This window comes from Inhella inkyongensis (assembly GCF_005952805.1).
Classification (GTDB): Bacteria; Pseudomonadota; Gammaproteobacteria; order Burkholderiales; family Burkholderiaceae_C; genus Inhella; species Inhella inkyongensis.
On sequence record NZ_CP040709.1, the window covers coordinates 141,312 to 163,431 of the forward strand.

Annotated in this window: 28 protein-coding genes; 14 read left to right on the top strand and 14 right to left on the bottom strand. The window is 67.6% G+C overall.

From position 1 onward, the window contains the following. Positions 1 to 40 precede the first annotated feature (40 nt). The gene (locus FF090_RS00755; RefSeq protein WP_138854911.1) at positions 41 to 235 is read left to right on the top strand and encodes a YgaP family membrane protein; all 195 of its coding nucleotides are present in this window, start codon (positions 41 to 43) and stop codon (positions 233 to 235) included. Here the strand turns inward: FF090_RS00755 and arsA are convergent. Continuing rightward, positions 232 to 1,974, bottom strand: a complete 1,743-nt coding sequence (gene arsA / locus FF090_RS00760; RefSeq protein WP_138854912.1) for an arsenical pump-driving ATPase — start codon at positions 1,972 to 1,974, stop codon at positions 232 to 234. The two genes, FF090_RS00755 and arsA, sit on opposite strands and share 4 nt — an antisense overlap. Before the next feature lie 132 nt (positions 1,975 to 2,106). Here arsA and FF090_RS00765 point away from each other — a divergent pair, with 132 nt between their 5' ends. The 5 genes from FF090_RS00765 to FF090_RS00785 are packed head-to-tail and all read left to right on the top strand — an operon-like array spanning position 2,107 to position 5,055. After that, positions 2,107 to 2,433, top strand: a complete 327-nt coding sequence (locus FF090_RS00765; protein WP_138854913.1) for an ArsR/SmtB family transcription factor — start codon at positions 2,107 to 2,109, stop codon at positions 2,431 to 2,433. 21 nt (positions 2,434 to 2,454) lie between these two features. Continuing rightward, positions 2,455 to 2,943, top strand: coding sequence for an ArsI/CadI family heavy metal resistance metalloenzyme (locus FF090_RS00770; protein WP_138854914.1), 489 nt, complete (start codon positions 2,455 to 2,457; stop codon positions 2,941 to 2,943). A 13-nt stretch (positions 2,944 to 2,956) separates the two neighbouring features. Beyond that, positions 2,957 to 3,868 carry a sterol desaturase family protein gene (locus FF090_RS00775; protein ID WP_138854915.1) on the top strand — a complete coding sequence of 304 codons (912 nt, stop codon included), beginning with the start codon at positions 2,957 to 2,959 and terminating at the stop codon, positions 3,866 to 3,868. A 15-nt stretch (positions 3,869 to 3,883) separates the two neighbouring features. Further along, positions 3,884 to 4,390: an arsenate reductase ArsC gene (locus FF090_RS00780; RefSeq protein WP_138854916.1), complete on the top strand. Its 507-nt coding sequence runs from the start codon at positions 3,884 to 3,886 to the stop codon at positions 4,388 to 4,390. Further along, on the top strand, positions 4,387 to 5,055 hold the full coding sequence (locus tag FF090_RS00785) for an aquaporin (RefSeq protein ID WP_138854917.1): 669 nt from the start codon (positions 4,387 to 4,389) through the stop codon (positions 5,053 to 5,055). Before FF090_RS00780 ends, FF090_RS00785 begins: the two co-directional genes overlap by 4 nt. 1 nt (position 5,056) lies before the next feature. On the opposite strand, the gene FF090_RS19670 is transcribed toward FF090_RS00785, so the two are convergent. The 8 genes from FF090_RS19670 to FF090_RS00820 all read right to left on the bottom strand — a co-directional run bounded on the left by FF090_RS19670 (position 5,057) and on the right by FF090_RS00820 (position 10,444). Then, a complete protein-coding gene (locus FF090_RS19670; RefSeq protein ID WP_259372625.1) occupies positions 5,057 to 5,179 on the bottom strand; it encodes a hypothetical protein in 123 nt (40 codons plus the stop codon). Positions 5,180 to 5,255: 76 nt separating this feature from the next. Next, positions 5,256 to 5,723, bottom strand: coding sequence for a TlpA disulfide reductase family protein (locus FF090_RS00790; RefSeq protein ID WP_138854918.1), 468 nt, complete (start codon positions 5,721 to 5,723; stop codon positions 5,256 to 5,258). A gap of 21 nt (positions 5,724 to 5,744) precedes the next feature. After that, the gene (locus FF090_RS00795) at positions 5,745 to 7,049 is read right to left on the bottom strand and encodes a histidine kinase dimerization/phospho-acceptor domain-containing protein (RefSeq protein ID WP_138854919.1); all 1,305 of its coding nucleotides are present in this window, start codon (positions 7,047 to 7,049) and stop codon (positions 5,745 to 5,747) included. 6 nt (positions 7,050 to 7,055) lie between these two features. After that, a complete protein-coding gene (locus FF090_RS00800; RefSeq protein ID WP_138854920.1) occupies positions 7,056 to 7,715 on the bottom strand; it encodes a response regulator transcription factor in 660 nt (219 codons plus the stop codon). A gap of 4 nt (positions 7,716 to 7,719) precedes the next feature. Next, the gene (locus FF090_RS00805) at positions 7,720 to 8,487 is read right to left on the bottom strand and encodes a cytochrome b/b6 domain-containing protein (RefSeq protein ID WP_138854921.1); all 768 of its coding nucleotides are present in this window, start codon (positions 8,485 to 8,487) and stop codon (positions 7,720 to 7,722) included. 51 nt (positions 8,488 to 8,538) lie between these two features. Further along, on the bottom strand, positions 8,539 to 8,820 hold the full coding sequence (locus tag FF090_RS00810) for a hypothetical protein (protein WP_246071479.1): 282 nt from the start codon (positions 8,818 to 8,820) through the stop codon (positions 8,539 to 8,541). Positions 8,821 to 9,070: 250 nt separating this feature from the next. Continuing rightward, a complete protein-coding gene (locus FF090_RS00815; protein ID WP_138854922.1) occupies positions 9,071 to 10,012 on the bottom strand; it encodes a polysaccharide deacetylase family protein in 942 nt (313 codons plus the stop codon). Positions 10,013 to 10,075: 63 nt separating this feature from the next. After that, the gene (locus tag FF090_RS00820) at positions 10,076 to 10,444 is read right to left on the bottom strand and encodes a hypothetical protein (protein WP_138854923.1); all 369 of its coding nucleotides are present in this window, start codon (positions 10,442 to 10,444) and stop codon (positions 10,076 to 10,078) included. Positions 10,445 to 10,542: 98 nt separating this feature from the next. Here FF090_RS00820 and FF090_RS00825 point away from each other — a divergent pair, with 98 nt between their 5' ends. Beyond that, positions 10,543 to 10,821, top strand: coding sequence for a hypothetical protein (locus tag FF090_RS00825; RefSeq protein ID WP_217503008.1), 279 nt, complete (start codon positions 10,543 to 10,545; stop codon positions 10,819 to 10,821). On the opposite strand, the gene FF090_RS00830 is transcribed toward FF090_RS00825, so the two are convergent. Together FF090_RS00830 and FF090_RS00835 are read right to left on the bottom strand one after the other, a co-directional pair. Further along, complete coding sequence (locus tag FF090_RS00830) at positions 10,814 to 11,179, bottom strand: cupin domain-containing protein (RefSeq protein ID WP_138854925.1); 366 nt, start codon at positions 11,177 to 11,179, stop codon at positions 10,814 to 10,816. The genes FF090_RS00825 and FF090_RS00830 overlap by 8 nt on opposite strands. An 11-nt stretch (positions 11,180 to 11,190) precedes the next feature. Then, entirely contained in the window at positions 11,191 to 11,433 is a 243-nt protein-coding gene (locus FF090_RS00835; RefSeq protein ID WP_138854926.1) for a DUF3297 family protein, read from the bottom strand. Positions 11,434 to 11,517: 84 nt separating this feature from the next. On the opposite strand from FF090_RS00835, the gene FF090_RS00840 reads away from it, so the two are divergent. Further along, on the top strand, positions 11,518 to 12,216 hold the full coding sequence (locus FF090_RS00840) for an aspartate/glutamate racemase family protein (protein WP_138854927.1): 699 nt from the start codon (positions 11,518 to 11,520) through the stop codon (positions 12,214 to 12,216). Positions 12,217 to 12,333: 117 nt separating this feature from the next. After that, complete coding sequence (locus tag FF090_RS00845; RefSeq protein WP_138854928.1) at positions 12,334 to 13,701, top strand: acyl-CoA thioester hydrolase/BAAT C-terminal domain-containing protein; 1,368 nt, start codon at positions 12,334 to 12,336, stop codon at positions 13,699 to 13,701. A 16-nt stretch (positions 13,702 to 13,717) separates the two neighbouring features. On the opposite strand, the gene FF090_RS00850 is transcribed toward FF090_RS00845, so the two are convergent. Next, entirely contained in the window at positions 13,718 to 14,902 is a 1,185-nt protein-coding gene (locus FF090_RS00850) for an esterase/lipase family protein (RefSeq protein WP_138854929.1), read from the bottom strand. Positions 14,903 to 14,936: 34 nt separating this feature from the next. After that, a complete protein-coding gene (locus FF090_RS00855; RefSeq protein WP_138854930.1) occupies positions 14,937 to 15,788 on the bottom strand; it encodes a universal stress protein in 852 nt (283 codons plus the stop codon). A gap of 235 nt (positions 15,789 to 16,023) precedes the next feature. Here FF090_RS00855 and FF090_RS00860 point away from each other — a divergent pair, with 235 nt between their 5' ends. From FF090_RS00860 to FF090_RS00880, 5 genes are all read left to right on the top strand, one after another. Next, the gene (locus tag FF090_RS00860) at positions 16,024 to 17,316 is read left to right on the top strand and encodes a M48 family metallopeptidase (RefSeq protein ID WP_175423455.1); all 1,293 of its coding nucleotides are present in this window, start codon (positions 16,024 to 16,026) and stop codon (positions 17,314 to 17,316) included. Between the two features lie 46 nt (positions 17,317 to 17,362). After that, positions 17,363 to 18,223, top strand: a complete 861-nt coding sequence (locus FF090_RS00865; protein WP_138854932.1) for a substrate-binding periplasmic protein — start codon at positions 17,363 to 17,365, stop codon at positions 18,221 to 18,223. 29 nt (positions 18,224 to 18,252) lie between these two features. Continuing rightward, positions 18,253 to 19,824 (top strand): GGDEF domain-containing protein, encoded by a 1,572-nt coding sequence (locus FF090_RS00870; protein WP_138854933.1) that lies wholly within the window; start codon positions 18,253 to 18,255, stop codon positions 19,822 to 19,824. A gap of 66 nt (positions 19,825 to 19,890) precedes the next feature. Next, positions 19,891 to 20,271 (top strand): zinc ribbon domain-containing protein, encoded by a 381-nt coding sequence (locus tag FF090_RS00875; RefSeq protein WP_138854934.1) that lies wholly within the window; start codon positions 19,891 to 19,893, stop codon positions 20,269 to 20,271. A 14-nt stretch (positions 20,272 to 20,285) separates the two neighbouring features. Beyond that, entirely contained in the window at positions 20,286 to 21,401 is a 1,116-nt protein-coding gene (locus tag FF090_RS00880; RefSeq protein WP_138854935.1) for a dienelactone hydrolase family protein, read from the top strand. Between the two features lie 138 nt (positions 21,402 to 21,539). On the opposite strand, the gene FF090_RS00885 is transcribed toward FF090_RS00880, so the two are convergent. Then, on the bottom strand, positions 21,540 to 21,998 hold the full coding sequence (locus FF090_RS00885; protein ID WP_138854936.1) for an EF-hand domain-containing protein: 459 nt from the start codon (positions 21,996 to 21,998) through the stop codon (positions 21,540 to 21,542). Positions 21,999 to 22,120 lie beyond the last annotated feature (122 nt).

Sequence of the window (22,120 nt, forward strand, 5' to 3'; positions counted from 1 at the left end):
CGCGATGCTGCCGTCATCGTTCACGAAACAGGAGACTTTCATGCAAGCCAATGTCGGTTCCATTGACCGCATCGCGCGCGTCCTCATCGGCCTGGTCCTGCTGGCCCTGGCCTTCACCGGCACTATCGGCGCCTGGGGCTATATCGGCATCGTGCCCCTGGCCACGGCCGCCTTGGGTTTTTGCCCGCTCTACACGGTGCTGGGCATCCGCACCTGCCCGTTGAAGAAGGGCTAAGCCCCCAGCACCCGCCGCAGGCCCTCCAGCCCGACCGGCGCCTGGGCCTGCCAGGGCACCAGGGCGCGGCGGGTGGCGAGCCCATCGGCCACGCGTGCCAGCTGGCGGGTTTCCTGCTGCTGGCGTTGGCGCAGCAGCGGATCCTGGGTGCCACTGCCCAGCAGCGTGCGGTTGAGCACCCAGGCCCAGGGCTCAATGCCCGCACGACGCAGGTCCTGCTGCAGGGCGGCCGCCTCGCTGACCGGCGTGGTCTCCGCCAAACTCACCAGGATGACCTGGGTGTGGGCCGGGTCCTGCAGGCGCATCAGCGGGGTGACGAAGCGGCTGTCGCCCAGTTCTGCGGCCATCTGGCGGTGATAGGCACCGGTGGCGTCCATCAGCAGCAGGGTGTGGCCGGTGGGCGCGGTGTCCAGCACCACAAAGGCCTGGCGGGCCTCTGCCACCGCGCGCGAAAACGAGTGGAACACCGCCACCTCCTCCGTGCAGGGGCTGCGCAGGTCTTCTTCCATCAGGGCCAGTTCCGCGGGGCTGCGCCCGCGGCCCTTGCTGGCCAGTACCTTCTGGATGTAGGCCTCGGTCTCGGCCTTGGGGTCGATGCGGTCCACCCGCAGGCCCTGGGGCTGGGCGCCGGCCAGGGTGTCGCTGAGGTGCGCGGCTGGATCGGTGGTAGACAGGTGCACCGCATGCCCCCGTTCCACCAGGCCCAGGGCCAGGGCCGCGGCCAGGGTGGTCTTGCCCACCCCGCCCTTGCCCATCACCAGAATCAATCCATGCGACTGCTGGGCCAACTGCTCCACCAGATGGGATAGCGGGGGCCAGTCCTCGGTGCGGACCGGCGCCAAGGCCTCGGGGGTCGGGGCGCTGGTGGGCGCTGCCTCGGCCAGCAGGGCACGCAGGGCGGGCAGGCCCACCAGGTCCAGCGCCCGCAGGGGCACGGTGTCGCAGGGCAAGCTGGCCAAGCCTGGGGGCAGGGAGGCCAAGGCCGCTTCACCGGCCGACTGCCAGGCACAGGCCACTGCATCCTGGCGGTCCTGGGCCTGGAACAGGCCATTCACCACCAAGCGCTGCTGCAGCAGGCCAAGGGCCCGTAATTCGTGGTGACTGCGCTCGGCCTCGCGCAGTGCGGCTGGGTCGGCTCGCGTCACCAGCACCAGGGTGGTGAGGCCGGCATCGCTCAGGGCGGCCAGCGCGGCCCGGAAGCGCGCCTCCTGCATCTTCAGCCCCGAGTGCGGACCCAGGCAGGAAGCGCCGTCGGCATGCTGGGCCAGAAAACCCGCCCAGGCCTGCGGCAGGCTGAGCAGGCGCAGGGTGTGGCCGGTGGGGGCGGTGTCGAACACCACATGGTCGAAGTCCCGCGCGCCGCCAGTCAGCAGGTCCACGAATTCGTCAAACGCGGCAATCTCGGTGGTGCAGGCCCCCGAGAGCTGTTCGCGTACCTGCGCCTGTTGCGCCGGGTCTTGCACCTGATCCAGTACGCGCAAGCGGTATTGCTCGGCGGCGGCCTCGGGGTTGATGTTCAGGGCCCAGAGGCCGGACGCGCCGGGCACCGCGCGAGCCTGGCGCCCCAGCGCCACGCCCAGCATCTCGTCGAGATTGGAGGCGGGGTCCGTGCTGACCAGCAGCACCCGTCGCCCGGCATCGGCCAGCTTCAGGGCGCTGGCGCAGGCCAGCGAGGTCTTGCCCACGCCCCCCTTGCCGGTGAAGAAGAGGTGGCGCGGGGCGGTGAGCAACCAATCCATGGGCAGCATCATGGGGCAATACCGGGGCTGATGAAGTGGCCAGACTAGGGCCTGCAGGCGGCACGGACTTTGAGCCAACGCAGAAAGTCCCTACATATTGCGATATTTCCAAAATACTGGAACAATAGCCTCATGAACGAAGAACAAGTCATCAAGGCCCTGGCCGCCCTGGCACACGGCGTGCGGCTCACGGTGTTCCGCGCCCTGGTGGTGGCCGGTCCCAAGGGACTGACGCCCGGGGTGATGCAGGAGGGCCTGGGCATCCCGGCCACCACCCTGTCCTTTCACTTGAAAGAGCTCAGCGCCGCCGGTTTGGTGGCGGCCGAGCGTGATGGGCGCAGCCTGATCTACCGCGCCCAGTTCGACACCATGAATGGGCTGCTCGGTTACATGACCGCCAACTGCTGCCAAGGCAGCGCCACCTGTTCCCCGGCTGCTTCCAGCAGCTGCTGTCCGTAATTCCCCCTCAAGGAGACCGCCATGAAGCGCTTCCATGTCCATGTCCAGGTCAGCGATCTGCAAGCCAGCATCGCCTTCTATGCCAAGCTGTTTGGCGCCGCCCCTACGCGCACTGAAGGCGATTACGCCAAGTGGATGCTGGACGACCCGCGCATCAACTTCGCCATCTCGCAGCGCGGCGGCACGCCGGGGGTGGACCACCTGGGTTTCCAGACCGACAGCGAGGAAGAACTCCAGGCCCTGCGCGAGCGCGCGCAGGCCGCCGATCTGGCCCTGGCCGATGTGGGTGAGGCCGCCTGCTGCTATGCCCGCAGCGACAAGCACTGGATCACCGACCCGCAAGGCATCGCTTGGGAACACTTTCACACGCTGGAGAACATCCCGGTGTTTGGTGAGCGTCCGCAGGATGCCGCCTGCTGCCCGGCGCCCACGCCGGCGGCTAAGTCGGCCACTGCGTCGGGTTGCTGCGCCCCCGCTTCGTCGGGCGCGGCGCGCAGCGGCTGCTGCTGATTGAGGCACCGTCATGCCCAGCCCCATGCCGATACTTTTGCAACGCCATCTCTACCCCTTGGTTGCCCTGATGGGGCTGCTGCTCTGGGCCCTGGCGCCAAGGCTGGGCCTGCCCACAGAAGCCCTGGTGATGGGCTGGAGCCTGGCCGTGTTGGCCTTGGGCTGGGCGCTGGAGCGACGCTGGCCCTTTGAGGCTCGGTGGCGCACCCCCGTGGACCGGGACACCCGCATCGACGCTCCCAGTGCGCTGGTGGTGATGGCGGTCGTGGACCCTTTGTTGAAGGTGGGTCTTCCGCTGCTGGCCGCGGCCGGTATCGCCGCCCTGCCGGTGCTGGGCACGCTGTGGCCGCAAGGTGGGCCGCTGGCGCTTCAGTGGTTGGCAGCCCTGCTCTGGGTGGAGCTGGCCAAGTACGCGATGCACCGTGCCCATCACGAGTGGGCGCCGCTGTGGCGCCTGCACGCGCTGCACCATGGCAGCGAGCGACTCTATTGGCTGAACAACTTCCGCGTGCACCCGCTGAACCTCGTGCTGGTCACTGCTGCCGCGCTGCTGCCCCTGCAACTGATCGGCGCGCCGGGTGAATTGCTGCTGGGCGTGCTGGCCTTTACCCAGCCGGTGATGCTGTTGCAGCACAGCAATGCCGATTTGCGCAGTGGCCCCTGGAACGTGCTGTTCAGCACCAACGAGGCGCACCGCTGGCACCATAGTGCCCTGCCGGCCGAGGCCAATCGCAACTACGGCGCGGCGCTGCTGATTTGGGACCATGTGTTCCGCAGCTACCGCGCGGCACCCGCTGGACAGGCTCCGCAACGCATTGGCTTGTTTGGCAATGGTTCCGGCTATCCCGCGCGTGCCAGCTTTTGGTGCCAGCTCTTGGGTGGGCGCTCGTGCCGCCCGCTCTGTCCTCCGGCCTGTTGCGCCTGATCTTTTCTTTGCCCTATGCAAGACCTTCATCACGTCCTGATTCTTTGCACCCACAACTCGGCCCGCAGCGCCTTGGCCGAGGCCATGCTCAACCACTGGGCCCAGCAGCTCGGTCGGCCCTTTCGCGCGCACAGCGCGGGCAGCGCACCCAGCGGCCGCACCAACCCGCATGCGCTGACCGTGCTGCAGCGAGCCGGCGTGGACACTGCCGCTTTGCGCAGCAAGAGCTGGGATGAGTTCACCCGCCCCGAAGCCCCGCGCCTGGACGCGGTGATCACGGTCTGTGGCAGTGCTGCGGCCGAGACCTGCCCGATCTGGCCCGCTGGCGCAGCGGGTGCGCCCGTGCAGGTGCACTGGGGCTACCCGGACCCCTCGAACGCCCCCGAGGTCGAGCGCGAGCAGGCCTTCGAGCTGACCCGTCAGGCCTTGGGTTACCGCATGCTGCAGCTGCTGGCCTTGCCTTGGGAGCGCTTGGATGCGGCCCAGCGCCGCGCCGCGCTGATGGAGATTGCTGCGCGATGAGTGAAGCAAGAACGGCCCAGCGCCTGCTGGCCGAAGGCTTGGGCACGGCCGCGCTGTTGGCCGTGGTGGTGGGCTCGGGCGTGATGGCGCAGCAGCTGGCTGGCGGCAATGTTGCCGTGGCCTTGCTGGCCAACACCAGCGCCACGGTGCTGGGCCTGTGGGTGCTGATCGAGCTATTGGGCCCCATCAGCGGGGCGCATTTCAATCCGGCCGTCACCCTCACCCTGGCCGCCTTGCGGCGTTTCGACGGCCCGGTTTGGGGCTATGTGGCGGCCCAGCTGGCCGGTGCGGCCCTGGGTGTGTGGCTGGTGCATGCCATGTTTGAACTGCCGATCTGGCAGCTCTCGGCCAAGGCGCGCTGGGGTCTTGGCGCGGGCATCAGCGAGTTCGTCGCCACCGCCTGCTTGCTGGCGGTGGTGCTGCGGGCCCCGGCGACCAAGGCGCCGGGCCTGGTGGCGGCCACCGTGGGCGCCGGCTACTGGTTCACGGCCTCGACCTTCTTCGCCAACCCGGCGGCGGTCTTCGGGCGCATGTTCAGCGACAGCTTTGCCGGCATTGCCCCGGCCAGTGCGCCAGGTTTTGTGGCCGCGCAGTTGCTGGGCGTGGCGACGGTGGTGGCCGTCGTTCGGGCTCTGACGCGCAGCCGCGCCGGAGCCCCGGGCTGACTTAGAACAGCGCGCTGACCGTCACCAGGGTCAGCAGGGCCATGCTGGTCAACGCCACGGCTTGGATGGCGATGTGCAGCGGGCGGTCGTTGGGCAGGCGGGCGGTGGTGTGGGCGGTCGTCATAGGGTTTCTCCTTAAATTTCAGGCGCGACTATGCCTGAACTCCGTGAAAACCCTATGACAGTTTGTAATGGCCCCCTCAAGTAGAGGACATTTCGCCCAACAACTGGCCCAAGAGCAGCCCCAGCGCCAGATCGTCCACCGCACCGAATTCGTGTGCCCGGAGTCGCCCCTGTGCATCAAAGATCAACAGGCTGGGGGTACCCCGCAAGCCCCAGGCCCGCATGGTCTGGGGGATCGGGTCGCCCTCCAGGCCCGGTCGGTCGATGCCAATCGGGAACGTCAGTCGGTACTCGTGGATGAAGGCTCGCAGCGCCACTTCGCCCATGGCCTCGTGGTGCTCGAACACCGTGTGCAAGCCCAGCACCTGCGCTGCTTGACCTTGGAGTTGCTGGTGCAGGCGTTGGGTTTGCGGCAAACCATGGCTGACACAGGCTGGGCAAAGCATTTGGAAGGCATGCACAACCACCAACTGGCCGCGCAGGGCCGCCAAGCTGGGCGAGGTCTCGGTGTTCAGCCAGCGGCTGACCTGCAGATCGGTTTTCATGCCCCGATCTTGCGCTCGCTCTCAAGACCCCAGCAGACCCACGGCCAAGCCGCCCAGTGCGCTGCGACGACGCTCGATGCGCAGACCCTGTAGCGCTGCCGCGCGCTGCACGATGGACCAACCCAGGCCGCTGCCGCTCGCCCTGGCGCCCGCAGCGCGCACAAAGCGCTGCCCCAGGCGGGTCTCCAGTTCAGGGTTTAGGCCGGCACCCCCATCCTCGATCCACAGCGCGCCTTCGCGCCATCGAACCTGCACCGGCTGGCCGACCACGGTGTAGCGCAAGGCGTTGTCCAGCAGATTGCGCAGCAGCAGGCGCCACAGCCCGGGATCGCCGCGAACGGGTGCGGGCCGCGGCGCATTGACGCTCAGGTCGGCGGCGCGGTCGGCATGCGGCCCCAGCAGTTCGGCGGCCACCTCGCGCATCAAGGCACCCAGGTCGAACTCTTGCTTGACCACTTGGGCCTGTGCTTCCAGGCGTGCCAACAGCAGCATCTGGTCGACCACATGGGCGGCCCGCTCGCAGCCGGCCAACACGGATTGCAGCGCATGCTGACGCTCGGTCGTGTCTGTCGCACCCAGCGCCACTTCCGCCTGCGCCCGCAGCGCGGCAATGGGGGTGCGCAGTTCGTGGGCGGCATCGGCGGTGAAGTGGCGCTCGTTGTCGAGCAGTCCGGCCATGCGCAGCAGCAGGCTATTGAGCGCCTGGAGCAGCGGCTGTAGCTCGGTGGGGGCTTCATCCAGGGTCAGCGGACTGAGCGAGTCCGGCTGGCGCTCGGCCAAGGTCTGCTGCAACCGGCGCAGGGGACGCAGGGCGCGCCGCAGCCCGAGGTGCAGCAACAGCAAGAGGATCGCCAGTGCCGCCGCCCCGACCGATGGCCAGGACTCGAAGGCCTCACTGAGCAGATGCCAGCGCTGCTGTTGCGGCTCGGCCACCCGGACCTGTAGCTCACCGGACCGACGCGCATAGACCCGCCAGCTGCGCCCTTGCCAATGCTGCTGCTGCAGGCCTTCGTCGGCCTGCGGCCAGAGCAAGCTGCTGGGGGCTTGGTGGGAGCGCAGCACCAGTTCGTCCGCGTGCATCACCTGCAGCAGCAGCGCCGCGTCGGCTTCGTCACGCGAGCCCCCTTCGAGCAGCACCTGTCCGTCGCGGTGCAGGGCGCCAATGCGCAGCAGCAGGGCGCCCGTCTGGGCCAGTTGCGCGTCCAGCCGTTCGTCCAGTTCTTCGCGCAAAGACCAGGCGCTGACCAGCCCAAGCGCCAGGACCACCGCGCTGAGTCCAAGGCTGAGCCCCAGCAGCAGGCGGCGTTGCAGCGACCCCGGACGCATGCCGCCTCAGGCCGGGCGCAGGCGATAGCCCACGCCCCGCACCGTCTCGATCCATGCGGCGCCGAGCTTGCGACGCAGGTGATGGACATGGAACTCGATGGCGTTGCTGTCGACCTCCTGTCCCCATCCGTATAGGCCTTGCTCCAACTGTTCACGGCTGAGCACCCTGCCTCCGTGGCGCAGCAGCAAGGCCAGCAGATCGAACTCGCGCGTCGACAGGCTCTGCTCGACACCGTCCAGGGTCACCTGCCGCCGGGCTGGATCCAGGCTCAAGCTGCCCCAGTGCAGTACCGGCTCGTGGGTATTGGGCGCGCGGCGCGCCAGGGCGCGCAAGCGCGCCGCAAGCTCCTGCAGATCAATGGGCTTGACCACATAGTCGTCCGCCCCCAGGTCCAAGCCTTGGATCCGATCGGGGATGGCATCGCGCGCCGTCAGCACCAGCACGGGCACGGTGCAGCCGGCCGCACGCACGCGGGCCAGCACCTCCAAGCCATCCAGGCGTGGCAGGCCCAGATCCAGCACGGCGGCGGCATAGGGGCTGGCGCGCAACTCGCATTCGGCCGCTGCGCCGTCGCGCACCCAGTCCACCTGAAAGCCATGCTGCTGCAGGCCGGCCCGCAGGCCATCGCCCAGCAGGGCGTCGTCTTCGGCCAGCAGGATGCGCATGGGGTCAGTCGTCCTCGTCGTCGTCGGAGTCGTCCGCGTCTCTGTCATGCTGCACCCGCGCCAGAGCGCCGTCCTTGCGTGGCATCAACTCGCCGTGTTCGGACTCCTCCCGGCTGCTGTCGCCGGAATCGATCTGCAGCGGCGAGCCGGGTTGCAAGGCCCAGAACCAGAAGGCCAGCAGGCTGGCACCCAGGCCCCAGGCCAGCGCGCGATGGTTGCTTGGAATGCCGGCCTTGGAGGGCAACTCGGCCTGGCCAGTGACCATGGCGGCCACCAGGTTGCGCCGGCTGCGCAGCGAGGTGAACAGCACGGCGGCGACATGCAGACCCACCAGGGCCAGCAGTGCCGTGGCCAGACCCTCGTGCAGGTCTTCGTAGAACTCGCCGGCCTGCCAGGTGAACCACCCGCTCAGGCTCACGGCCAAGGCCAGGCCGATCAAGGCCAGCGTTGCCCAGCCGCCGGCGGGGTTGTGGCCGGCGTGGGGCTCAATCGGCCCCCGGACCAGTGCCTGCAGATGCTCCAGCACGGCCTGCGGCCCTTTGACGAACTGCGCAAAGCGCGCGGTCGGGCTTCCAACCAGGCCCCAGAGCACGCGCATCACCATCAGCCCCGCCAGGCTCAGGCCCAGGGTGATGTGCAGGGGTCGCAGGGCGTCGGACTCGGCAGTCAGCCAAGCGCCGAAGAAGCAGATGGCACTCAGCCAGTGCATCAGACGCAGCGGCGCGTCCCAGATGCGGACCGAACGGGATGGGGCAAGGGATGGGGTGGGCATGGGGCTCTCCTGAAGGTGAGCCCATGCTGCAGCGCTTGTCTTAGCGCGGTCTTATCCGACGCGGGCCCCTGCCATCAGCAGCAAGGCCTGCTCGCGGCCATGAGTCTGCGCGAACCGCAGCGCATGGCGCATGGAGTCGAACTCAGGACTGAAGCGCAGCACGCGATCGTGGCTGGCCTGACCCTGGCCGCTCTTGATGGAAACCGAAGAAAGAAAACGGCCATTGGCCGATTGACGCGCAAAGGCGGAGACGCGGTATTTACCGATCTGAATGGGGGTGGTGATGATGAACTCTCGCGGGCCGCACAGCCGCCTGACACAGGACGAATGCACAGCACCTGGTGCCGATCTGTTGCCGGCTCATGGGAATCAGGCTTGGGGGGCCTGGGAAAGCAGCCGCTGCGTTGAGCAGGCCGGCTGTTGCGGGTGCCTTGCGCCCTCACGGCGCGGGTCTGCTTGGGGGGCAGACGAAGGTCCCGGCGGCTGGCGGCGATGGTGTGTCAATCCGACACGCGCCAGGCGCAGAGGGCGAAATGTAGCCGCACTCGGCGCAATCACCTAGGAATTTCGTCACGCCACCGCGCTACTGAATGCCCTGTGCCTTCAATTGCTCGATCTCAAATTCGCCGTCGTCCACCAAGCGCTCCCATCCCGGAAGGCGCCCCCGACCCTGGCTGCGAGCAATGGACAGCAGCAGACTCTGCCCTGGCGCGGCGCGCTCGGGCTGGCGTGCATAAATGGGATCGTCAAAGACCTGCTGGGGGCTTTCAATGCGCCAGCCCTGCGCCTTGAACTGCGCGATGACATCACCCAACCAAAGAGCGTTGATCAGGTTGTGATGCAGCAGCAGCATCTGCTTGACCTCACGGCCCTCGAGCTCCAGCGCGAGCGCACGGTAGGCCTGGGCCCGCTGGCTCAGGTGTGCGAGGTAGGCGGCCTTGATGGGCGCCAGATCGGCCTGAGGCTCGCTGGCCAAGCGACGCTCCAGCAACTCATTGAGCCGCCAGTCGCTGCTGTCCAGCGTCACATAGGCATTGCGCAGGCCTTGCTCCTTCAGAAACGCGCGCATGCCGTCGCGCTTCTCGGGGGTGTTGCCCTCGCGCAGATAGGTGAAGCGAAACCAGGGCTGGACGCCGGGCAGCGGCGCCAGGATGCGCTGACAGTCCAGGATTTCTTGTTGGTACTGCGCCAGACTGACGCGCTTGGCATGCAGGTCCGGGTGGCTCATGGTGTGGTTGCCGATGGCATGGCCGGCTGCACTCCACGCTCGCACCAGTTCCAGGCCTTCGGGCCGATCGGCGCCGTTGCCGCAGGTCACGAACAGGGCCGCCGTCACATCGTGCTGCGCCAGCGCGCGCAGCAAGGCCTGATTGCGTTCGGCAGGGCTGAGCCGTGGCGTGGCGCTCAAATGCGGCCCATCGTCAAAGCTGAACGCCAGGACTTGAGATTGGGCGGGGCTGACCAGCCCGAGGGCCCCCAGCGCGAGATGGAAAAAGACAGCAAGACAACGAATGTGCGGACGCATTGAGCCGGCAGGGGGGAAGGGGACGGGCGCAGTGTGTGGCAGCCCAACCCGAACACCCAAAGGTCAGCGTTCGTGCGTCTGGATCTGGGTCTCGGCAAAACCGTGGTTGTCGTCGTCGCTGGCCGGTCGCAGGCCCATCATTGAGCTGTCGAAGAACTTGGGCGGTGGGGCCGGCTCGGCCAAGGGCGCGGGTGCGGTGGCGCGCGCCGGCGCACGGCGCAATGCCTCATTGAGTTCGCGTTTGAGCTCGGCGAACTGCTGGCGCTCGATGGCGCTTTGTTCGTGCAGGGTCTGGTAGGCCTTTTTGGCCTTGTTCATGCGTCGCACGAGGTCGGCCCGTTGCCGTTTGGCCCACCACAGCGCGCCACCGGCGCCCAGGCCGCCACCCAGTACCAGGGCCAGCGCCGCCCACAACGGAGAGAAGTCCTGCATCGTGTCTCCTACCCTTGCGGGCACCGGCCCGAGCGGGCAATTTAGCGCAGTCCACCCTCGTGGGCGCCACAAAATGTGAGCTTCCCTAGGAGATGAGCATGAACATCGGCGAGAAACTGGCCCTCACTCTGGCCTTGGCAAGCTCGGGCGCGCAGGCCGCCGTGAGCGTGCAGTACTACAACCGCGACAGCGTGACCTATGTGTGGGAAGCGATGTGCGGCGGCAGTCGATACACGGTGGAGTTCCGTCAGAACACCTCGGCCACCACCACCATCCCCGGGCCGGGCCCTTGCATCGTCAAGACGCCCAAGGGCGAGGTCCGGCTGGGCCAGGGGGCGGAAATCCAGATCAAGGACGGCGCCATCGTTTTCAAGTGAGGGGCGCGAGCTCCACCAGCACGAAGTGCTTGCGCACCGGCTCCCGCACTTCAAACTCGCCCTCGAAGCCAGGAGGAATCACGGCGGCCTGGCCAGGACCGATGTCCTGGACCGTGCCATCGGCACCGTGCAGTCGCACCTGACCCTGCAACACATGGAAGTACTCCTGCTTGGTGGGGCCAAAGGCGATTCGCCAGCGCCCCACTTCGCACTCCCACAGGCCGGCGCTCATGGGGCCTGCCTCATGCTGCACCCAGGTCTTGCGCCAGGGCGCTCCTTGCACACGGCGATCGGCCCGCGGCTGGTCCAGCGTAGGCGGCTGCCCGTCCGTCTCCCCAATGGCTTGGATGCGGGGCATCAAGCGGGGCCTCAGCGGTAGTAGGCCTCGACCTTGCCCTTGAGCTTGATCGTCAGCGGGCGACCCTTGCGGTCCACCTTGCGGCCCACGGGCACCTTCACCCAGCCCTCGCTGATGCAGTACTCCTCGACATCGTTGCGCTCCTTGTCGTTGAAGCGGATGCCGATTTCTTGCTCGCACACCGCGGCGTCATGGTGCGGGCTTTGCGGGTCGACGGAGAGGCGGTCGGGCAGGGCGGGGCGGGTGTCGGACATGGTGAATCGGTGCGGCAATGGGAAAGGGCGCGATTGTCGGCGGAGCTTGGGCGATCATTGAGACCTTCCGCAACGCATTCCCTTATGGCCAGCTCCAAGACCATCGGCATCGTGGCCTGTTCCTCAGAAGGCGCGGCGCTTTGCTACCGCACGTTATGCCTGGAGGCGGCCGATCGCATGGGGCCACATGCCCACCCCGAGGTGGTGCTGCACGGCCACTCGCTGGGGCGCTATGTGGCGGCGCTGGATGCGGGCGATTGGCAGGCCGTGGCGGCCATGATGCTGGACTCGGCCCAGAAGCTGGCCAAGGCCGGGGCGCGCTTTCTGATCTGCCCTGACAACACCATCCACCAAGCCCTGCCCTGGGTGCTGCCCAAGAGCCCGCTGCCCTGGATCTCGATCGCCGATGCCGTGACGCGCGCTGCGCACCAACGCGGACTGCGCCGCCTGGCCCTGCTGGGCACGCGCTGGCTGGTGGACAGCGAGGTCTACCCGCAGGCGCTGACGGTGCGTGGCATCGCCTGCGTGCGCCCCAGCGATGCCGAGCGCGACTCGGTGTCGCGTTACATCATGGACGAGATGGTCTGCGGCCAGTTCAGCGATGCGGCCCGGCTCCATTGCCTGCAGGTCATCGAGCGCCTGCAGCGCGAGGAGGGCTGCGACGGCGTGGTGCTGGGCTGCACCGAACTGCCGCTATTGCTCAGCGATGCCCAGGTGCCGCTGCCGGTGCTGGACTCGACCCGCCTGCTGGCGCGTGCTGCGCTGGCTCGGGCGCTGGACTGACCCCGTCCAAGCGCCCCGCTGTCGATTCATCGCGGCAACTTGCCATTCGTCCAATGGCCGCACCCAACGGGGGCGCGGATTTCTAGAGTTCGCCCCGTTCCCACTCCAGAGTTCTCCATGACCCTCTCCGCGACTCGCCTTCTGAGTCTGGCCGCCTTGGCCTGCCTTACGGGGCCAGTGCTGGCTCAGCGCATCATCACCAACACCGAGCAACCCGTGCTGGCTGGCGACCCCATCCACCTGGCGCTGAGCGATCTGCAGCCCGGCCAGCAGGTGGTGCTCAAGGCCAGCCGGGTGGTGCGCGCCTTCAACACCGGCCAAGTCCGGCGCTTTGAATCCCAGGCCCGCTTTGAGGCCGATGGCCAGGGTCGCGTCGACCTGGCCCAACGCGCACCGTTGCCTAAGAGCAGTTACACCGGGGCCGATGTGCGCGGCCTGTTGTGGTCCATGACGGCGCAGCCTGGCGCGGTCGAGCAGCCCGAGTTCAACCGCATCCAGTTCCAACTCAGTGACGCCGAAGGGCGGCCGCTGGCCCAGGCGAACTTGAGCCTGCGCAATGCCCTGCCCGACCTGCCCCAGCGCAAGGCCGAGCCCTTTCCGGGGGCCCTGTTCGTCACGCCGGCGGGCGCCACTCGACGGCCCACCCTGATCCTGCTCGGCGGCAGCGAGGGCGGCAGCTTGATCACCCGCAGCGCCGCCGACTGGGCCTCGCGCGGCTACGCGGTACTGGCCCTGCCCTACTACTCCCCGTCGATCTGGAGCCCCACGGGCATGAAGCCGCCGGAAATTCCGGAGCTGCCGTCGGCCTTCGTGGACATTCCCGTGGACCGGCTGGAGGCCGCCCGCGCCTGGCTGGCCCAGCAGCCCGAGGCCGATGTCGAGCGCATCGGCCTGATGGGTACCAGCAAGGGTGCCGAGTTCGCGCTGATTGCCGGCAGCAAGATGCCGTGGATCAAGGCCATCGCGGCCATCGTGCCTACCGATGTCGTTTGGGAGGGCTGGGGCCCCGGCATCGAGCCGGGTCAGCGCGCCAGCTTCTCCTGGCAGGGCAAGCCCCTGGACTTCGTGCCCTATCAAGGCTTCCAGCAGGAATTTGCCGGGGCCGCCAGCGGGCAGCCGATCCGCATTCGCCGCCCGCATGACCAGGGGCGGGCGGCGGCCACCCCCGAGCAGATCGAGCGCGCGCGCATTCCGGTCGAGCGCATCCGGGCGCCATTGTTCTTGCTTGGCGGCGGGGACGACCAGCTCTGGGCCAGTGGGGCCATGGCGGAGGCCATCGCCGCCCGTCGCGCCCGGGTGCCGGGTCTGAAGACCGTGCTCATCACCCACCCCGAGGCCGGCCACTATCTGGGCGGCACCGGCACGGGCCCGACCACCCACTACAACGAGGGCCCGATGAAGAGCGGGGGCCAGCCGGCCGCCACCGCGCAGGCCCAGGCGCAGGGATTCGCCGCCCTGCTGGCCTTCTGGCGCGAGACGCTCTGACCTGCCGCCCACGCTCCTAGCGCGTCAGGATGTCCACCAGCTGTTGCCCTACGGCCGGGCTGCCCAGCAGCTCGATGTGCCCCAGGCCATCGAACACATGCTGGTGGGCCGCCGGGAAGTTCAGGCAGAGCGCGGGGTCGCGGTGCCGGCCCAGCGCGCTGTTCAGCGGCACCAGGCCGTCGCCCAGCAGCCGGCTCTTGGCGGCCGTCAGCGACCCCAGGGTGCCGGCCAGCGCATGGCAGGCCACGCCATCTGGCAGCGGCAGGGCCGCGCGCGGGGCACGGTCCACCGGGCTGTGGTCCAGCAGGCGGCCGTGGCGCAGATCAGAGATGCCGGCGCTGCGCAGCCGGCCCAGGCGGGCCAGGGGCGCGGCATAGGGCGCGGCGCCCAGCAACAGGTCCACGCCGCGGCCGGCGCGCTCCAGCGGCGCTCCCAGATGCGGGCTACCCAGGCAGAGCAGATGGCTGACTTGCTTCGTCCAAGCCGCGCCTTGGGCCTGATGCAAGGCACTGCGCAGCACCAGGCCGCCCATGCTGTGCCCGAGCAGCACGATGCGCCGCAGCGGCACCGGCCATCGCGAAACCAGCTGCCCCAGCAAGGTGGCCAGTTCGCGCCCATTGGCCGCGATGGGCAGACCGGTGTTGTAGTGCAGATAAAGCGGCGGCACGCCCAAGGCCTGGGCCAGTTGCCGGCCGTGGTTCTGTTCCCCTTGCTGCCACTGCAGATCGTTCATGCACAGGCCATGGGCCAGCAGCAACAGGGTGTCACCTTGCACGCGGGTCGCCAGGGCTTCACGGTCCAGGCTGAGAGCCTGCCCGTCCATCCGCAAGCGCATGGGCAGGGCCAAGGGGTTGGCGCTGCGCTGCAGATGGTCCCCCAGCACCCCATTCAGTGCCGCCAGCCAGGCCTCGCGCTGCGGCGGCGATTCAGCGGGCGCGCGCGTGGGCAGCTGGCGTAGCAACAGGTCCACGCTGCGGCCCACACCGGCGGTGCTACCGCGCACGGCACGGTAGACCTGCCGCGTTAGTCCACGGGTGCGCGCCGTGGCGTCGGCACGCTGCAAGGGGACGGAGGCGATGCGGGCATGCATGGCCTCGACCACATCGGTCAGGCCCAGGGTGGCCTCGGTCAGCAGGCGGCCCAGGCCGGGCAGATCCTGCAGCAGCAGCGGCAAACGGACAAAGGCACGGGCACGGGCCATGGCGGCTTTCAAGCGAAAGCCGCCGAGTGTGCCCTCAATGGCTGAACAGCACCGGCACTGTCATGCTGTGCAACAGCTCGCGTGTCACCCCACCCAGCACCAGCTCCCAAGCCCGGGGATGGCCGTAGGCGCCGCAGACGATCAGGTCGGCGCCGCTGTCCGCCACATGCGAGAGCAAGGTCTCGGCGGTGCTGGCATCGGGGCTCCAGGCGCGCGCCAGACGTTCGCCCAGACTGGGAGGCGTGCTGGGTTTGAGATGGCAGGGCTCGACCGGCGCCCCGTGGCGACGCAGCAAGGCCAGTGCATCGTTCCAGCCGGACGGCAGTTCGTTGGAGAGCGTCAACAGTTCCAACTTTTTGACCCAGGGCAGCCAGGGCAGCGACGCCTGCAGGGCCCGGGCCGACTCTCGGCTGCCCGACCACGCGAGCACCGGCGACTCCCCCAAGGTGGGCGGCGCACCGATATGCGGCACCACCAGCACGGGACAGGCCGACTGCACCAGGATGTGCCCTTGCGCCTCCAGCCCCAAGCCAACGCCGGGCTCCACCTGGCCCAGCACCAGCAGGTCCGCCACACGACCGGCCTGCGCGAAATGTTGGGCGGGGTTCTGCGCTCGCACCACCAACTCCAGCTCCAGCCCCGGTGCCAGCTCCTGCACGGCCGCACTGGCCTGATCCTTCAGTGCGCGCAACAACTCCTCTTGGACCTGGGCCGCCAGGGCCGCGGTCTCGGGGTTCAGATAGGCCCCTTCCGACGGCGCGGGCGCCACCGCGTGCACGCTGAGCAAGGCCGCATGGCGGCGGGCCAGGGCCGCCGCCACGGTCAGCGCATGCCGGCTGGCTGCGCCCCCATCGGCAAAGTGGACGACGACCTTTCGAATGCTCATGGCAGGCTCCTGAGGCAGGGGCGGCGGGTGCCACCCGAGAGCTTGATCCTAGGAGTTCGCTCGCCTGCGGGCTTGTGCCAAATCAAGCAACTCATCCAGTCGAATGCCCGTTCTGTCGCATGGCCGTGTTCTGAAATCCGGCGCCTTGTGCACACTGCGGCCCCTTCCTTCCTGCACCCAACCCCGGAGTCCTATGCGCTTCAGTTTCACCATGTTCTTCGCAGGGATCCTCCTCTTGCTAGGCCTACATCTGGCCAGTCCGGCATGGGCTGCGGACCTGTCTGCGGGCTCCGAGAGCGACAGGCGTGCTTCGAGCCTCATCGCACCCGTCGACGACGCGTGGCGTGCCGCCCTGCCGCGCGACGCCAAACTGGCCACCCAGGCTTATCTGGATCGTCTGCCTGCCGCCGCTGTGCAGCGCGCCAATGCCTATGAAGAAGGCGGCTACTGGCTGCAGCTGGGAGAGTTTGCGCTGGGCCTTGGCATTGCCGCGTTGATGCTGAGCGGCCGCCGTTCGGCGCGCGTGCGCGACTGGGCGCAAAGGCTTGGGCGACGCGCCTGGGCACGAGATGCGCTCTTTGGCGGCGTCTATGGCTTGAGTGCTGCAGCCTTGGCCCTGCCGCTGACCTTCTACCGCGGCTATGTGCGCGAGCACGCCTATGGCATGGCCAACCAGAGCGCACTGGATTGGTGGGCCGAGCAATTGATCAATCTGGGCATCGAGGCCCTGGGTGCCATGCTGGCGGTTGCGGTGCTGTACGCGGTCTTCCGTCGTGCCGGCAGCCGCTGGTGGCTGTGGGGCACCGCGGCCAGCAGTGCCTTGCTGGCCCTGATGCTGCTGGTGCACCCGGTTTTGATCGCACCGCTCTTCAACGACTACAAGCCGTTGGAACCCAGCCCCTTGCGCGAGGCTTTGCTGGCGCTGGCGCAATCCAACGGCGTGCCCAGCGACGAGATCTACTGGTTCGATGCCTCGCGCCAGACCCAGCGCATCAGCGCCAATGTCAGCGGGTTGGGTGCCACGGCGGCGGTGCGGCTCAACGACAACTTGCTCAAGCGCACCTCGGTGCCCGAGATTCGCGGTGTGATGGCGCACGAGATCGGCCACTATGTGCTCAACCATGGGCCCAAGATGCTGCTGCAGTTCGCGCTGCTGATTCTGTTTGGCCTGCTGTTCTGCCAATGGGCGATGCAGCGCCTGTTCGCGCGCTGGGGCGCCCGCTGGGGCACCCAGGCCGTGGACGATGTGGCCAGCCTGCCGCTGCTGGCGGCGGTGTTCTCGGTCTTCATGCTGGCGGCCACGCCGGTGTTCAACACCATCATCCGCACCCAGGAGATCGAGGCCGACCGCTTCGGCCTGAACCTGGCACGTGACCCGCATGGCTTTGCCGAGGCCATCCTCAAGCTGAGCGACTACCGCAAGCCCGATCCCGGCGCGCTGGAGGAGTTCGTGTTCTTCCACCACCCCAGCGCCCGCCACCGCATCCACGACGCCATGCGCTGGCGTCAGGCCATGGGCACGCCCTGATCCTGCCGCCGAGCCGCCGACGATTGGCAAGGTTCAGAATCGGTCCATGCGTCGCAAGCTCAAACCGCGAGTCGGGTGGATCAGCCTTTGCTGGGTTCTGCTGAGCTGGGCACCTTTGGCCCAGGCCTGCGGGCCATTCAGCCTGGCCTTTTACGAGTTCGGCCTGTTGTATTACCTGGACGAGCAAGGCCAGGAACGCGGCATCGACCTGGATGTGGTGAATGCTTTGCGTGAGCGCAGCGGCTGCCGCATCGACACGCGGCTGGATTCCCGGCCGCGCATCTGGAGCCAATTGGCGAACGGGCAGCTGGACCTCAGCGTTTCCGGCATCGCCAACGCCGAAAGGGAGCAGTTCGCGGAGTTCGTGCCCTACTTCTACAGTCGCAACATGCTGGTGCTGCGGCGCGGTGTGCCCGTATCTGCGCGGGACCCCGAGGGCTTTCTCAAACAAGCCGAACTGCGCATTGCCGTGGTGAAGAGCTTCAAACACGGCAGCTTCTTTGATGCCTGGTTGGAGCCCTTGCGCGCTCAGCCAGGTCGCGTCATCGAGGCCGGTGACACCGAAGCCGTGGTGCGGCTCTTCAAAGTCGGTCGGGTGGATGCGTTCATTGCACCGGCCACGAGCTGGCTGTTGGCGGCCCGTCGACACGGCATCGACCGCGAGGCCGAGCTGCTGGATTGGGCCCGCAGGGAACCGGTCGTGGGCGGCTTGATCCTGTCGCGCCGCACGGTGGCGGAGGCGGATCGCAAGCACTTGCGCCAAGCCCTGCAGAGCCTGCTGGCCGATGGCACGGTGGAAAAGATCCTGCGCCACCATGTCGGCCCTGAGCTCGCGGCGAGCATGGCCTTGCCGCACGGCCAACTGGAAGAAAACGGTCCGCGCAATTTAGGGCCCAGGCCGCTGTGACCGGGGCGCCGCATTCCTGTAACGAGTCTATGGAGTCCACTTCATTCGACGCTTTGCTGGCTGCTTCGCGCGAGTCGGCGCGATTGGGGCAGCATGGCGCTGGGGCCGCGCAGGCTGAGGAGGCGCTGCGCCTTCGATCCAGCGGGGAAGCGTTCTCGCTCCTGGCCCTCCACCGCCTCAGGTTGGGCAATCTCAAGGGCTGTCTGGCTGCGGGTCGGGTCGCCGCACCGCTATTGCAGCGTGATGGTCTGTGGGCTGAGTTGGCCACTTTGGAAGGTGTCCAGGCGGTCGCTTGTCTGCAGGCTGAGTGGTTGCCGCAAGGACTGATGCATGCCCGCAGCGCAGCCGCGGCCGCTGAGAAGGCCGGAGGGGGGCTGGCCCAGGCTTGGGCCGACTGTCGACTGGCGCAGGTGTCCCATCAGCTGGGGGAGATGGCTCGAGCATCAGAGCTATTCGAACGCGCTGAGGCCGTGTCGGTGACCCTGGGGGCTCCGGATCTTCAGTTCTCCATCCTTCACAACCGAGCCTGGTTTGTGGTGGACGCTCTGCTGAGCCAGTTGCCGCAGACCGTGGAGCAAATGACCTTGGCTTTGCAAAGGCTGGAGCGAGCACAAAAGCTGGCGGAATCCTTGGGCAATGTGCACAGCCAGGGGATCTGCTTGCTGAATCGCAGTCGCCTGCTCATGGGCCTGGACAACGCGGCCCAAAGTCAGGAACTCGCGCGGCGTGCGGCAGCGCTGGGCCATGAGCATGCACTCACTCAGTTGTTCGTCGGGGCGCAGGCCGTTTGTGTCGAGTGGATGCTGCGCCAGGGCCAAGTTGCCGAGGCGCTGGATACCCTGCAAGACCTGTCCACGGCCCTGCCGGAAGCGGACCTGATCGGACACATCGAGTTGCAACATCTGCGGGTCAAGGCGCATCGCCAGCGCGGCGAATTCGAGCAGGCCTTGAATGCATTCGAGGCCTTGCATGCGCTGAGCTTGCGCCAAACCAAGGCGCGCGCCAGCCTTCAGACCTGGGCTGTCCTTCACCAAGATGAGGTGGAGGCCGAACGGACCCGAGCGCGCCGGGCCGAGGCCGATGCAGACCGCATGCGCGGTCTGGCGCGGCAATGGGAGCTTGAGGCCCACATCGACCCTCTGACAGGCCTGGGCAACCGCCGGGCGATGCAGGCCAGTCTGCCCGGCTTGTTAAGCGCCGTGGGCGCTTCGCGACAACCCCCGATGGCCGTGATCCTGGATCTGGATCACTTCAAGAAGATCAATGATCGCCATGGGCATGATGTCGGCGATCAGGTCTTGCGCACCATCGGGCAGATGCTCAGGACCTGCATCCGTCCGGGGGACTTGGCCGCGCGCTTGGGTGGGGAAGAGTTCTTGCTGTTGCTACCGGACGTGAAGGCCGATCAGGCGTTCGCGTTGTGCGAGCGGCTGCGCAACCTGATTGCTGCACATGACTGGAGCGTTCTGGCCGACGGGCTCCAGGTGACGATCAGTCTGGGACTGGCTGCGGTTGAAGCGGGGGAGGCCCCGTGGAATGCGGCCGATCAGGCTCTCTATCGCGCTAAGGCCGCTGGGCGGAACCGAACGGAATTGGGCTGAGGCCGGCTCATCGGGGCCCCCTGACTCCGTACCATTTCGGCCCCTGCAACGCATGGAGGCCCTTGCATGTTCGATCTTTGGGATGTGTTTCAGCACTATCAGATCAAGGAAGCCAAGCAGGCCACGCGGGATCTGCGCGATCAGCAATGCACCGAGCGTGATGCACAGGCGCAGGAGCTGCGGCGCTTGGAATCCAAGATCGATGGCCTGGCCCTGGTGACCCAGGCCCTGGTCGAGCTGCTGCAAGCGCAGGGAGTGAGTGAACAGGCCATCGTTGCTAAGGTGCGCGAGATCGATCTGCGCGATGGGCAGTTGGACGGCAAGATGGGGCGCAAGGCCCAGGCCTGCACCAGCTGTGGGCGTACCGTGCACCCGCGTCAGCGGGCCTGCATGTATTGCGGCACGGCGGCTGCGAGCTCGGAGGGCTTGCCAGGGGTGGTGAGTTGAGGCCCGGGCTTTGCGTGGCTCTGCTGGCCCTGGTGCTGCTGGCACAGGTGCCGCCGGCCCAAGCTGACCCCCCGATTTCGCAGCCCGCCGGCCCGCATGCAGTAGGCCTTCGGGTGATCCAGCCGGCCGCGCCGCGCGAGGCCGGGCTGCCCGCGCAGGTGCTGATTTGGTACCCCGCGGACACCAGCGTTTCGGACGCTCCGCCGCTGCGCTACGGCGATCTGATGGCCACCCGGCTGAGTGCTCTGCGCACCGACCTGAGCGCCACACAGTTGCGCGAAGGCAGGGCCCAGCAGCAGGCCAGTCTGATGCGCCGGCTCGGGGTATCCGGCCAGGCGGTGTTGGACGCCCCGCTGCAGGCCCGTAGCCAAGCTGTGCCTGCGCCAGGACGATTCCCCTTGGTGGTCTATGCGGCCGGCGTGGGCGGCCCGGCCGATGAAAACGCCGACTTGTTCGAGTACCTGGCCAGCCATGGCTATGTGGTGGTCAGCAGCGTGGGCATGGGCGCCGATGGCCGTGAGGTCGAGGAGACGTTGGCCCATGTGGAGCCCCAAGTGGCCACCCTTCAGGCCTTGATCCGACAGGCCCCGCAGTGGACGGCTGCCGATCCGCAACGCGTGGCCGTGATGGGCTGGAGTTGGGGCGGTATGAGCAATCTGTTTGCTGCTGCGCGCGACCCACAGATCGGCGCCATCATCAGCCTGGACGGCACGCGCGAGCCCGCTCTGACGCGTCAGATTGATGTCCAGCGCCTGACCGCTCCGTGGCTCTATGTCTCGCGCTCGCCCGACACGATTGCGCAGATTCAGCGCAGCGGTATCGACACCACCTTCAGCCTGCTGAACGCGGCCCAGTACGCCGAGGTGACCCAGCTGATCGTCTACCCGATGCAGCACGCCGACTTTGTCTCACGCCGCATGCGCGAAGCCAGCGATGCCGGTTATGGCGAATACAGCCGTGCCGAGGTGCGCCAGGCCTTTGGCATGGTGGCGCTCTATGTGCGGCACTTTCTGGATGCGCACCTGCGCCAGCAAGCCTCCAGCCTTGAGTTCCTGGCGCGCAAACCCGTGGCCAACGGCGCGGTGCCGCACAGCCTGCGGATCGACATCCGGCCACCAGCAAAGCCCTAGCCCGCCATGGGCTTGATGGCATCGCAGCGGCCCCTAAGCCAGCGGTTGCGGCCCTTCTCTGGTTGACTTCGCTCTTGCTCTGGCCAGAGCAGTTCATTGGTGCGGCGCCAGGCCAGGCCCAGCGCCGGGACACCCTACTTAGGCTGACAGACTGATCGAGGCCTGGAGGGACGATGCGGCCCGGCCCGGCCCGTCCTGGCTCAGGGCCTGCAGCAGCGCGCCGAGCTGCTTGAGCACATCGGGGGCGCCCTGCCCGGTGCCGGACTCCCCACGGCCCGGATTCATACGAGCAAACATCTGGGTGGACATCTTCTCCTGCAGCTTCGACATCCCACCTTTCAACTCGGTCTGGGTCAGCGCGCCATCGCCATCGGCATCCAGTTTTCCAAAGACCTCGCTGGCCTTGTCGGTCTGTGCGGAGCCGCCCATCTTGGCCATGGGCGAGTTCTTCACCATGGACCTGAATTCGTCGACGTTGAGGCTCCCGCTGCCATCGCCGTCGGCCTTGCTGAAGGCCTGAGCGCTCTTTTGCTGCATCTGGGCCTGGATGCGCGAGAAGTCGGGTCTACCGCCCGACCCCCCAATGCTTGAAATCATGATCAAACTCCTGACGTGAGATGCGGGCGAGGGATTTCACCCGCCGGCCCATCGTCAGGATTTCAGGCCTGGCTGAGCAGGCCAAAAGAGGCGGTTTTAACCGCCATGCCATCGGGGGTGAT